The 11,990-nt window shown below is 62.5% G+C and carries 12 protein-coding genes; 10 read left to right on the forward strand and 2 right to left on the reverse strand.

Annotation, left to right across the window (positions count from 1 at the left end):
• The first annotated feature begins 61 nt into the window (after nt 1-61).
• From HS968_RS24160 to HS968_RS24185, 6 genes are all read left to right on the forward strand, one after another.
• Nucleotides 62-1,876 carry a sensor histidine kinase gene (locus tag HS968_RS24160; RefSeq protein ID WP_182369015.1) on the forward strand — a complete coding sequence of 605 codons (1,815 nt, stop codon included), beginning with the start codon at nt 62-64 and terminating at the stop codon, nt 1,874-1,876.
• The gene (locus HS968_RS24165) at nt 1,873-3,258 is read left to right on the forward strand and encodes a sigma-54-dependent transcriptional regulator (protein WP_182369016.1); all 1,386 of its coding nucleotides are present in this window, start codon (nt 1,873-1,875) and stop codon (nt 3,256-3,258) included. Before HS968_RS24160 ends, HS968_RS24165 begins: the two co-directional genes overlap by 4 nt.
• 287 nt (nt 3,259-3,545) lie before the next feature.
• Nucleotides 3,546-4,541, forward strand: coding sequence for a C4-dicarboxylate TRAP substrate-binding protein DctP (gene dctP / locus HS968_RS24170; RefSeq protein WP_106738311.1), 996 nt, complete (start codon nt 3,546-3,548; stop codon nt 4,539-4,541).
• A 90-nt stretch (nt 4,542-4,631) separates the two neighbouring features.
• The gene (locus tag HS968_RS24175) at nt 4,632-5,273 is read left to right on the forward strand and encodes a TRAP transporter small permease (RefSeq protein ID WP_179622944.1); all 642 of its coding nucleotides are present in this window, start codon (nt 4,632-4,634) and stop codon (nt 5,271-5,273) included.
• On the forward strand, nt 5,270-6,550 hold the full coding sequence (locus tag HS968_RS24180; RefSeq protein ID WP_179622945.1) for a TRAP transporter large permease: 1,281 nt from the start codon (nt 5,270-5,272) through the stop codon (nt 6,548-6,550). Before HS968_RS24175 ends, HS968_RS24180 begins: the two co-directional genes overlap by 4 nt.
• Before the next feature lie 184 nt (nt 6,551-6,734).
• Nucleotides 6,735-7,418 carry a DUF502 domain-containing protein gene (locus HS968_RS24185; RefSeq protein ID WP_179622946.1) on the forward strand — a complete coding sequence of 228 codons (684 nt, stop codon included), beginning with the start codon at nt 6,735-6,737 and terminating at the stop codon, nt 7,416-7,418.
• A 183-nt stretch (nt 7,419-7,601) separates the two neighbouring features.
• Here HS968_RS24185 and HS968_RS24190 read toward each other — a convergent pair whose 3' ends face one another.
• Nucleotides 7,602-8,069, reverse strand: a complete 468-nt coding sequence (locus HS968_RS24190) for an Lrp/AsnC family transcriptional regulator (RefSeq protein WP_119694083.1) — start codon at nt 8,067-8,069, stop codon at nt 7,602-7,604.
• Nucleotides 8,070-8,196: 127 nt separating this feature from the next.
• Here HS968_RS24190 and HS968_RS24195 point away from each other — a divergent pair, with 127 nt between their 5' ends.
• Together HS968_RS24195 and HS968_RS24200 are read left to right on the forward strand one after the other, a co-directional pair.
• On the forward strand, nt 8,197-8,532 hold the full coding sequence (locus tag HS968_RS24195; RefSeq protein WP_182369017.1) for a hypothetical protein: 336 nt from the start codon (nt 8,197-8,199) through the stop codon (nt 8,530-8,532).
• 128 nt (nt 8,533-8,660) lie between these two features.
• Nucleotides 8,661-10,445 (forward strand): GspE/PulE family protein, encoded by a 1,785-nt coding sequence (locus HS968_RS24200; protein WP_119694081.1) that lies wholly within the window; start codon nt 8,661-8,663, stop codon nt 10,443-10,445.
• Here the strand turns inward: HS968_RS24200 and HS968_RS24205 are convergent.
• Complete coding sequence (locus HS968_RS24205; protein WP_182369018.1) at nt 10,420-11,094, reverse strand: murein L,D-transpeptidase catalytic domain family protein; 675 nt, start codon at nt 11,092-11,094, stop codon at nt 10,420-10,422. The genes HS968_RS24200 and HS968_RS24205 overlap by 26 nt on opposite strands.
• A gap of 165 nt (nt 11,095-11,259) precedes the next feature.
• Between HS968_RS24205 and HS968_RS24210 the strand changes: the two genes are divergently transcribed.
• Nucleotides 11,260-11,514 (forward strand): NfeD family protein, encoded by a 255-nt coding sequence (locus tag HS968_RS24210; protein ID WP_182369019.1) that lies wholly within the window; start codon nt 11,260-11,262, stop codon nt 11,512-11,514.
• Between the two features lie 88 nt (nt 11,515-11,602).
• Nucleotides 11,603-11,941, forward strand: a complete 339-nt coding sequence (locus tag HS968_RS24215) for a DUF2388 domain-containing protein (protein WP_182369020.1) — start codon at nt 11,603-11,605, stop codon at nt 11,939-11,941.
• Nucleotides 11,942-11,990 lie beyond the last annotated feature (49 nt).

An 11,990-nucleotide genomic window follows, 5' to 3' on the forward strand; every position in this document is an offset into this window, starting at 1 on the left:
GCACACCCTCTCCGGCTGAAGGAATGTGCATAATGTTCCGATCATCCCGGTGCAGTTTTCCATGAGTACGACCCCAGCCACCCCGCGACGCCCCCGCTGGCGCAGCCTGCTTTTGCTGGCCATGCTGCTGGCCCCGCTGTTATGGCCCGTACACTTCCTCGCCGAGCGCTACTACCGCGACGTGCTGCTTGAGCAGAACCGTCAAACGCTCGATCTGTATGTCGCCAACCTGCTCGGCACATTGCGCCGCTATGAGGTACTGCCACAGATTCTCGGCGACCTGCCGGGCCTGCGCGCAGCACTGTACGCCCCCGACGACAGCGCCATGGTCGAGCGCGCCAACCAGTTGCTGACCCGCGTGCGCGAGCAGACCGGGGCCGATGTCATCTACCTGATGAATCCCCAGGGACTGACCCTGGCCGCCTCCAACTGGGATAAACCGGATAGTTTCGTCGCCGGTAACTTCGCCTTCCGTCCCTACTTTCGCGAAGCACTGGCTGGCCGCCTGGGCCGCTTCTTTGGCCTGGGCACCACGTCCGGCAAACGGGGCTACTACTTCGCCTATCCGGTTCGCGAGAATGACCAGAACATCGGCGCGCTGGTGGTCAAGGTCGACCTCGATCACACCGAAACACTGTGGGGCAATACACCAGAGCAGTTGCTGGTCACCGATACCAATGGGGTCGTGATCATCACCTCTCGCCCTGACTGGCGTTTCCATGCCAGTCGCCCGCTGGACGCGGCCGAGCGCGCCGCCATTGCGGCCAATCAACCCTACCCGACACAAGCGCCGCCCAAGCTCGACCTCTCTGCCAGCGCCTGGCTGACGCAGAGCCGCGCTCTGGAAGAAACCGGTTGGACGGTGAGCATTCTCGCCCCACGCATCCTCATCGATCGCCCGGTGCGCACCGCCGTCGCCGTCGGTGCCGCCGCCTTGCTGGTCTTGCTTCTGCTCCTGGGCCTGCTGATGCAGCGCCGCCGCCATTACCTCGAACGCATTGCTCTCGACAGCCGTGCCAAGGCCGAACTGGAGCAGCGCGTCACCGAGCGTACCCACGACCTTGAGCTGCTCAACAGTCGCCTCAAGGAGGAAGTGCTGGAGCGCGAACAGGCGCAACAGGAGTTGGTGCGCGCTCAGGACGAACTGGTACAGGCCGGCAAACTATCGGCCCTCGGCACCATGAGCGCCAGCATCAGCCACGAGCTCAATCAGCCCCTGGCGGCCATCCGCAGCTATGCCGAGAACGCCAGCACGCTGCTCGATCACGAACGCAACGATGACGCTCGCGCCAACCTCAAGCTGATCCGCGAACTGACCGAGCGCATGGCCTCGATCATTGCGCACCTGCGCGCCTTCGCTCGCCGCGACCGCCACGCCCCCGAGCGCGTCGCCCTGCAACCGGCACTGGACGATGCCCTCGCCCTGCTAGCCAAGCGCCGCCGCGCCATGGACGTGGAGCTGATCCGCGACCTGCCGGACGCCACGCTCTGGGTTCAGGCCGGCGAAACCCGCCTGCGCCAGGTGCTCGGCAATCTGCTCGGCAATGCCCTCGATGCTCTGGTCGACAAAGCGCCGCCACGGCGTATCTGGATCAGCGTGCAGGCTGAGGCCGAGCACCTTGACCTGCTGCTGCGCGACAATGGCTCGGGCTTTTCTGCAGAGTCCCTGGCGCGTGCACGCGAACCCTTCTTCACCACCAAGACCAGCGCCCAGGGCCTGGGTCTGGGCCTGGCCATCTGCGAGAGCCTGATGCGCGCGCTCGGCGGCGAGCTGCTGCTGGCCAATCATCCGAGCGGTGGCGCACTGATCACCCTACGCCTGCGCCTGGCTAGCCCCGGCGTCAACCTGCAACCCCCAGAGGATCCCTCGCCATGACCAGCGACAGCGCCATCGACAGCCGTATCCAGGTTCTGCTGATCGACGACGATGCCCACCTGCGCCAGGCGCTCAGCCAGACACTCGACCTGGCCGGGCTCAAGGTGCTCAGCCTGGGCGATGCCCAGGGCCTGGCCAAACGCATTCCCGCCAGTTGGCCAGGCGTGGTGGTCAGCGACATCCGCATGCCCGGTATCGATGGCCTGGAACTGCTGAACCAACTGCACGAGCGCGACCCTGAGTTGCCAGTGCTGCTGATCACCGGCCACGGCGATGTGCCCCTGGCCGTGCAGGCGATGCGCGCAGGTGCCTATGATTTCCTGGAGAAACCCTTCGCCAACGACGCCCTGCTGGGCAGCGTACGCCGCGCGCTCGACCGCCGCCGCCTGGTGCTGGATAACCGCAGCCTGCGCCTGGCCCTTACCGACCGCCAGCAGCTGGCTGGGCGCCTGGTCGGCCAATCGCCGGCAATGCAGCGCTTGCGCGAACAGATCGGCGCACTCGCCGGCATCGCCACTGACGTACTGATCCTCGGTGAAACCGGCGCCGGCAAGGAAGTGGTCGCGCGCGCCCTGCATGATCTCTCAACTCGCCGCGACGGCCCCTTCGTCGCCATCAATGCCGGCGCCCTCGCCGAATCGGTGGTCGAGAGCGAGCTGTTCGGTCACGAGGCCGGCGCCTTCACCGGCGCGCAGAAGCGTCGCATCGGCAAGTTCGAGTTCGCCAACGGCGGCACCCTGTTCCTCGACGAGATCGAGAGCATGAGCATGGACGTGCAGGTCAAGCTGCTGCGCCTGCTGCAGGAACGCGTGGTCGAGCGGCTCGGCGGAAATCAGCTCATTCCCCTGGATATCCGCGTCATCGCCGCGACCAAGGAAGATCTGCGCCAGGCCGCCGATGCCGGCCGCTTCCGCGCCGACCTCTACTACCGCCTGAACGTCGCACCGCTGAGCATCCCGCCACTGCGCGAGCGCGGCGAAGATGCCCTGCTGCTGTTCCAGCACTTCAGCGAAAGCGCTGCTACCCGCCATGGGTTATCCGTGCGCGAGCTGCAGCCGGGTCAACGCGCCTTGCTACTGCGCCATCCCTGGCCCGGTAACGTGCGCGAACTGCAGAACGCCGCCGAACGTTTCGCCCTCGGCCTGGAACTGGCACTGGACAGCAACGCGCCCAACCTGCCGCCAGTCAGTGGCGGCCTCAGCGAACAGGTCGAGGCTTTCGAGCGCGCCCTGATCGCGGGTGAATTGAGCCGCCCGCATGGCTCGCTGCGCAGCCTGGCCGAAGCATTGGGCCTGCCACGCAAGACCCTGCACGACAAGCTGCGCAAGCACGGCCTGAATTTCTCCGGCGCTGGCGGAAGCTCGCCAGAGGACTTCGATTGATTGGCGAGAAACCGCCATATCATCGATTTTCAGCGCCGCGTCCTGATTAAGCGCACCTATCGGTAGAGCCCCTTTTCATAGGGGCTCAAGCACTTTTTTCGGGCCTTCAAGCCAGCCTGGCACATCGGTTGCTCTAGCTCCTGCGCAAGCGAACCTTACAAGTACAAGTCCAGGCCGCGCGACAGGCATCCCGACGCTCTCCCGTTGGACGCCTAGACTTGCTCTTGTTCGTTCGTAAGTGGCGCCCTCGGCGCCCTGCCAAAACCACAACAAGAGGAAGCAACCGCATGTTCAAACTGACTGCCAAGGCGCTGGCGTGCGCCCTGTCCCTGAGCATCGCCGGCCTGGCACAGGCCGCCGACCCGATCGTCATCAAGTTCTCCCACGTAGTCGCCGAGCACACGCCGAAAGGTCAGGGTGCCGTGCTATTCAAGAAACTGGTAGACGAGCGCCTGCCTGGCAAAGTGACCGTACAGGTCTACCCGAACTCCTCCCTGTTCGGCGACGGCAAGGAAATGGAAGCCCTGCTGCTGGGTGACGTACAGCTCATCGCGCCTTCGCTGGCCAAGTTCGAGCATTACACCAAGCAAATCCAGATCTTCGACCTGCCCTTCCTGTTCAACGATATCCATGCCGTCGACCGCTTCCAGCAGAGCCCGGAAGGTCAGGCACTGCTCAAATCCATGGAAGACAAGGGCATCACCGGCCTGGGTTACTGGCACAACGGCATGAAGCAACTGTCGGCCAACAAGAAACTGGTCGAGCCGAAAGACGCTCGCGGCCTGAAATTCCGCGTACAGGCTTCCGCCGTACTGGATGAGCAGTTCAAGGCCCTGCGTGCTGCGCCGCGCAAGATGAGCTTCGCTGAGGTTTACCAAGGTCTGCAGACTGGCGTGGTCAACGGTGCGGAAAACCCGTACTCGAACATCTACAGCCAGAAGATGCACGAAGTGCAGAAGTTCATCACCGAGTCCGACCACGGCGTACTGGACTACATGGTGATCACCAACACCAAGTTCTGGAACGGCCTGCCGGCTGACATTCGCACCGAGCTGGAAGCCATCCTCGCCGAGGTTTCCGTCGAAGTGAACAAGCAGGCCGAAAGCCTGAACCAGAACGACAAGAAGCGCATTCTGGAAGCCGGTACCACCGAAATCGTCACCCTGACCCCGGAGCAGCGTAACGAGTGGCGCGATGCCATGCGTCCTGTCTGGAAGAAGTTCGAGGGTGAGATCGGTGCCGACCTGATCAAGGCCGCCGAGCGCGCCAACGAAACCAACTGATAGCTGTGCCCCCGCGCGGGACGCCGCCAGAGCGTCCCGCGCCCTATTCTTGCCCCATTCGTCGCCCGCCCGACTGACGGAGAACTTCCTATGCACGCCGTCGAACGTGTCTGGAACCAGCTAGAGGAAATCCTGGTCGCATTCCTGCTCGCAGGCATGACCCTGGTGACCTTCACCTATGTGTTGGTCAACAACCTCTATGCGGTGTTTTATTCGCTCGCCGATTCATTCCCCTTCGCTGAGGGCGCCCTGTTCGCCATCGGTGACGGCATCCTTTTCATCTCCCAGGAAATGACCTGGAGCATCGCCCTGACCAAAGCCATGTTCGGCTGGCTGATCTTCATCGGCCTGGCCTGGGGCGTGCGTATTGGCGCCCACATTGGCGTCGATATGCTGGTACGCAACTTCTCCAAACCGATGCAGAAGATGGTTGCGCTGTTCGCCGTCGGCATTTGCCTGGCCTACTGCGTACTGATGGCCTACTCCAGCGAGCAGTGGGTCGCCGTGCTCTATCGCATAGGCACCGGTGCGGAAGACCTCGACCGCTTCGGCGTCAGCCAATGGCAGATCGTGATGATCGTCCCCATCGGTTTCACCCTCATGTTCCTGCGTTTCCTTCAGGTTTTCGTGCGCATCCTGCGTAACGAACAACTGGGCCTGGGCGGCCACGGCGAAGCCGAAGACGCCATCAAGCTCGCCGAAGAAACTAAGGCCGAGGAGATCAAACGATGACCATCGCTTTCCTGTTCGTCGCCCTGTTCGCGCTGATGTTCATCGGCATTCCGGTGGCGATTTCCCTGGGTCTGTCCGGGGCCATGACCATCCTGATGTTCAGTAACGACTCCGTGCGTTCGCTGGCCATCAAGCTGTTCGAAACCAGCGAACACTACACCCTGATGGCGATCCCGTTCTTCCTGCTGGCGGGTGCCTTCATGACCACCGGTGGCGTGGCCCACCGCCTGATCGATTTCGCCAACGCCTGCGTCGGTCACATCAAGGGCGGCCTGGCCATCTCCGCGATCCTCGCGTGCATGCTGTTCGCGGCGCTGTGCGGCTCCTCGCCAGCTACCGTGGCAGCCGTAGGCTCCATCGTCATCGCCGGTATGGTGCGCTCCGGCTACAAGCAGGATTTCGCCGCCGGTATCGTCTGTAACGCCGGTACCCTGGGCATCCTGATCCCGCCGTCCATCGTCATGGTGGTGTACGCCACTGCCACCGAAACCTCGGTTGGCAAGCTGTTCATGGCCGGTGTGGTTCCAGGCCTGCTGCTGGGCGTGTTCCTGATGGTGACCATCTACATCATCGCCCACATCAAGGACATGCCTTCGCTGCCGCGTGCGTCGTTCGCTGAAGTGGTGCGCACCGGTCGTCGTGCGATCTGGGGTCTGCTGCTGATCGTGATCATCCTCGGCGGTATCTACTCCGGCATGTTCACCCCGACCGAAGCGGCGGCCATGGCGGCCGTGTATGCGGCATTCGTGGCGATCTTCATCCACAAAGACATGACCTTCCGTCAGTGCCCGAAGGTGATCGTCGAGGCTGGCAAGCTGAGCGTGGTGCTGATGTTCATCATCGCCAACGCCATGCTCTTCGCCCACGTGCTGACCACCGAGCAGATCCCGCAATCGATCACTGCCTGGGTCGTCGATCAGGGCTTTTCGCCCATAGAATTCCTGATCGTGGTGAACATCGTCCTGCTGGTCGCCGGTACCTTCATGGAGCCGTCGGCGATCATCCTGATCCTGGCGCCGATCCTGTTCCCGATCGCCATGCAGTTGGGCATCGACCCGATCCACCTGGGCATCATCATGGTGGTGAACATGGAAATCGGCCTGATCACCCCGCCAACCGGCCTCAACCTGTTCGTCACCTCAGCGGTTACGGGAATGCCACTGACGCGCGTAGTACGCGCCGTGTCGCCGTGGCTGCTGGTGATGCTGGGCTTCCTGATACTGGTCACCTACGTGCCGTTCATCTCGCTGGGCCTGCCCGAGTTCCTGGGCATGTAAGGCAGACAGACTGCTACTTCGGTACCTCTGTGTACCTCCTCCGCCCGGCCATAGCGCCGGGCTTTTTTTCGTCCGGGAAAAGCGCTGTTGCCATTATCCAGACGCATCCGGGGCGGATGATTGCGCAGAGTCGTTCTGCTTGACGTAAAGTCCCCCACTAGGAATTTGTTAGGAACCCGGATGCATGATCAGAAGCAGCCTGAAATCCATCGTCGCCACCTGGCTGACCGGCCTGTTATCCCTGCTCCCTCTGGCGCTCACCCTGGCCCTGCTGGCCTGGATATTCAGCCTGCTCAATCGACTGGTCGGCCCCTCGACGCTGATCGGCCAACTCTTTGCCGCCCTCGGCCAGCCGTTTTCCAGCAACAGCTACCTGGCCTACCTGCTCGGCAGCCTGGTATTGCTGGCCAGCCTCTATCCACTTGGCCTGGCCGTACAACTGGGGCTGCGCCGACCGCTTTCCTGGCTGTTCGACCGCACCCTGCGCCGCACGCCATTGATCGGCAACTTCTATAACCTGGCCGACCGCTTCGTCGGCCTGCTGGACAGGAGCAAGAACCCGGATATCACCACCATGGCACCGGTCTGGTGCTTCTTCGGCGGTGACGGCGTGGCGGTACTCGCCCTACGCCCCAGCTCGGAAACGGTGGAGCTGGAAGGACGCCCCTATTGCGCAGTTCTGGTACCAACCGCGCCCATTCCAATCGGTGGCGGCCTGCTCTACGTACCGCAGGAATGGATACGCCCGGCGGAAATGGGCGTCGATCAACTGACCAGCATCTACGTCTCCATGGGCCTCACCCCGCCAACGCCCAGGCGTGGCGTGGAAAGCGCGCCCATCAAGCGCGCCGATGTCGATCCGCTCTAAGAGCCTGTTCAAAGGCTGCTGCGCGTCGGCCATACAGCGTTGAAATCAAGCTGGAACGCCAGCCCGGTCAGAATGCTCATTTACAGCTCGTAAAGTCGAACGCGACTCCGAGCGTTCTTCGCTCGATTCGCGGGGCCGCCATCGGTATTGCCTGGCTCTAGCTCGCGAGACTTTGAACAGGCTCTAAGTCAGCGGCAAGCTGGTGGTGGACTTGATCTCCGACAACGCGACGATCGAGTTGACCTCCTGGATACCTGGCACCAGCGACAGCTTCTCGAAGAAGAAACGCTCGTAGGCCTCGATATCACGGGTGACGATGCGCAGCATGAAGTCCACCGAGCCCATCAGCACATGGCACTCCAACACCTCCGGGAATTCGCGCATGGCCTCGGCAAACTCGGTGAGATTGGAACGCCCATGGGCATTGAGTTTGACCTGGGCGAACACCTGCGTGTGCAAGCCAACCTTCTTGCGGTCGAGCAAGGTCACCTGACGGCGAATGACGCCCTCCTCCTTGAGGCGCTGGATGCGTCGCCAGCACGGCGACTGCGACAACCCGACCCGTTCGGCGATTTCATTGGTGGACAGCCCTGCATCCTCCTGCAGCAGCGCCAGAATGCGTTGATCGTAGGCATCGAGAACGACGGACATAAAAAATCCCTCAAAGGCATTTAACAAGGCAAGACTATCCACAAACAGTGTAAATACACAGAAAACAAGGCAGAACTTTTGCCTCACGAAGGATGAAACTGGAGCAAATCCTCCGCGAGATGCCAGCATGCCCAACGCCACGCCTCTTCCAGCAGCCCACGCCCGTCGCGATCCCTGGCAGGATCGTCCCGAGCAGAGCGTGGAATATCATCTACGCACCGAGGCCGATGCCGATGTGCTGTGTCGGCTGCTCGGACTGTTCGCTCAACTGCAACTGCTGCCTCAACACTTGCAGGTGGAACGCCAGGACAACGACCTGCAGGTCGTGCTGCAACTGAGCGGCTTGTCGTTGCACCGCGCCGCGCTGCTGGCCGAGAAACTGCGCGGCCTGGTTTGCGTGTGGCAGGTGGACTGGCGCCACCTCGATCACAACCTGGAACAGATAGCCCTGCGCACTGGCTAGCAGATCACGCCGCAGCCTTCGCCCCGGTCATGCTTTTCGGGCATCCTAGTGGCTGATGAGGTTTGCCGGGCGCGCGGCAACACCGCCTGAAGCTATGCTTGACCAGGATGTTCAACCGAGGAACCCGCATGTCCGCTTTTGCTGCCACCGCCCCAGACCGTGTATTGGATCTCGGCGATCTGTTGCGCGAGCTGGTCGCCCAGGGTCGGGTCGAGCAGGATGTGGCCGAGCAGTGCCTGGCGATTCGCCGCAGCTCGCTGAACAACACCCAGCACCCGCTGGAGTTTCTCGCCGCGCAGCAAGTGGACGACCGGAAACGACCAGGCAAGAAGCTCGACCTGGAAACGCTCACCGTCTGGCTAGCCGACTTCTCCGGCCAGCCCTATCTGCGCATCGACCCGTTGAAAATCGACGTGCCGGCCATCACCCCGCTGATGTCCTACGCCTTCGCTCAACGCCACAAGATCCTCGCCGTGGCGGTCGACAGTGAAAGCGTCACCATCGCCAGCAGCCAACCGCTGGTGCACAGCTGGGAAGCAAACCTGGTGCACGTACTCAAGCGCCCGATCAAGCGCGTGGTGGCAAACCCCAGCGATATCCAGCGCTTCACCACCGAGTTCTATCGCCTGGCCCGCTCGGTCAGCGGCGCCAATGCCACGGATCAGAAGATCAGCGGCGTCGGCAACTTCGAGCAATTGCTCAGCCTGGGCGCACAGGATCAGGAGCCGGACGCCAACGACGCGCACATCGTCAACATCGTCGATTGGCTGTTCCAGTACGCCTTCCAGCAACGTGCCAGCGATATCCATATCGAGCCACGCCGCGAGCAGGGCACGGTGCGTTTTCGCATCGACGGCGTGCTGCACACCGTCTACCAGTTCCCTGCGCAGGTAACCATGGCGGTGGTCAGCCGCCTGAAAAACCTCGGCCGCATGAACATTGCCGAGAAACGCAAACCACAGGACGGCCGGGTCAAGACCAAGACGCCTGACGGCAACGAGGTAGAGCTGCGCCTGTCCACTCTGCCCACCGCCTTTGGCGAGAAGATGGTGATGCGTATCTTCGACCCCGAGGTGCTGCTGAAAAGCCCGGATCAGCTCGGTTTCTCACCGGAAGATCTGCGTCGCTGGGCCAGCATGACCAGCCAGCCCAACGGCATCATCCTGGTGACCGGCCCCACCGGTTCAGGCAAGACCACCACGCTCTACACCACGCTCAAACAACTGGCCACGCCGGAAGTGAACGTCTGCACCATCGAAGACCCGATCGAGATGATCGAAGGCGCCTTCAACCAAATGCAGGTGCAGCACAACATCGACCTGAACTTCGCCAGCGGCGTACGTGCGCTGATGCGCCAGGATCCGGACATCATCATGGTCGGCGAGATCCGCGACCTGGAGACGGCCGAAATGGCCATCCAGGCGGCGCTGACCGGCCACCTGGTGCTGTCCACCCTGCACACCAACGACGCGCCCAGCGCCATCACCCGCCTGCTCGAACTGGGCGTGCCGCATTACCTGCTCAAGGCCACTCTCCTCGGCGTCATGGCCCAGCGCCTGGTGCGCACCCTGTGCCCGCACTGCAAGGCACCGGTGCAACTGGACGAAGACACCTGGAACGGCCTGACCCGGCCCTGGAGCTCCCCCCTGCCAACTCAGGCACACCACGCCGTCGGCTGCCTGGAATGCCGCGAAACCGGCTACCGCGGCCGCGCCGGCGTCTACGAGATCATGCTGCTCAACGACACGATCAAACCGCTGATCACCGCCGACACCGATCTCACGGCGCTACGCCGCGCTGCCTTCAAGGACGGCATGCGCAGCCTGCGCCTGTCCGGTGCACAGAAGGTCGCCGCCGGGTTGACCACCATCGAGGAAGTGCTGCGCGTCACTCCCCAGAGCGAGCAGCGCTGAGCGTCGCGCAACTGCGATAGCGATCCTCGGCCAGTTGCGGATGCCAGGCGAACAGGTACTGGCCATCCTCGAGCTGATCCACCACCAGCCGGATCACCTCCTGCTGCACGGCCGGACAGCCGAGGCTGCGCCCCATACGCCCGTACTTCTGCACCCAATCCGGCGCCACATAGTCAGCGCCATGGATCACCAGTGCCCGGGCACGTGCCTGGTCATTGAGCCCTGCTTCCAGCCCATCCAGGCGCAGTGAGTGGCCATGTCGGCCACGATAACTCTCGGCACCACGAAACAGCCCGAGACTCGACTGATGGCTGCCTGGCAGGTTGGAGAAGCGCTCGGCGAAGAGCTCGCCGGACTCCCGGCCATGCGCGACGAACTCGCGCTGCAGCAAACTCCGCTGGCTCAGATCGAACACCCACATCCGCCTCTCCAGCGAAGGCCGCGAATAGTCGATGACTGCCAGGCGATTGGCCTTGTTCGGCGTATCGTGTTCGGCGCAATGCAACGCCTGCAACGCAGCTTGCAACACCCGGCCATCCAGTTGCGGCGCTGTGCGCTGCAATGCCTCCTGTAGCTCACTGGCCAAGGCGCGCTGCCCAACCAACGCCAGAGCAACGAACAGCAGCGGTAGCAGCAAGCGTTCGAACATGATCAAGCCCTCACCAATTGCATGGCATTTGCCCACCTTGCGAAGGGGTCGGCGGCAGATCGCTAGCGGCTGTGCTTAGATTCATTGATCTGGCAATGGAGTCTATGCAATGCACACAGGCGGACGGGTGAGCCATACCCCTGGAACAGGTCTCAGCACTTTCTCATGATCACCTATCTTCAACACCTGTCGTTCTGGGACTGGGTAGCTCTCGCCACCTTGCTGCTGATTCTCGAAGTGTTCGGCGCTGGCGGCTACCTGCTCTGGATCGGTCTGGTAGCAGTTGTCGTCGGCGCGCTGACCTACCTCTTCCCGGAACTGCCCTGGGCCTGGCAATTCCTGCTGTTCGGTACGCTGGCGCTGCTCTCGGCGCTGCTCTGGTGGCGACATCAGCATCGCACCAGCAGGGCCAGAAACTGACCTGCCTGGCAACCGGCCATCGCCTGCAAGGAACCACAAGCGGCATCTGTCACTCCTAGGTTAGGAACCACCCCACAGGAGTTTCATCATGCGTGTAACGAGCCGCGCCGCACTGGCTTTCAGTGCCTGCCTGATCGCCCAGACCGCAGCAGCCGATGGCATGCTGCGCGACATTCTCTCCTCCGGCGCCACCACCGCCTCAACCTATCTGACCTTCAAGGATCGCAAGCTGGTCGCCGCGGCCGAAGAGGACGCGAGCAGCTTCGTCGCCAGCGCTGGCGAAATTCGCGGCCCACACCTGGAGGCCGCACTGCAAAAACTGCGCAGCGACAATCCGCAGTTACAGGACGCCGATGACATGGCACTGGCCAGTGCCATCCTGGCGGCTTCGGCAAGCACCAGCGAGATCGCAACGATCGCTGAGTGACACACATAAAAAATGCCCGCATCCAATGGATGCGGGCATTTTTGCTCAG

The sequence above is a fragment of the Pseudomonas berkeleyensis genome, from assembly GCF_014109765.1.
In the GTDB taxonomy this organism is placed as follows: domain Bacteria; phylum Pseudomonadota; class Gammaproteobacteria; order Pseudomonadales; family Pseudomonadaceae; genus Aquipseudomonas; species Aquipseudomonas berkeleyensis.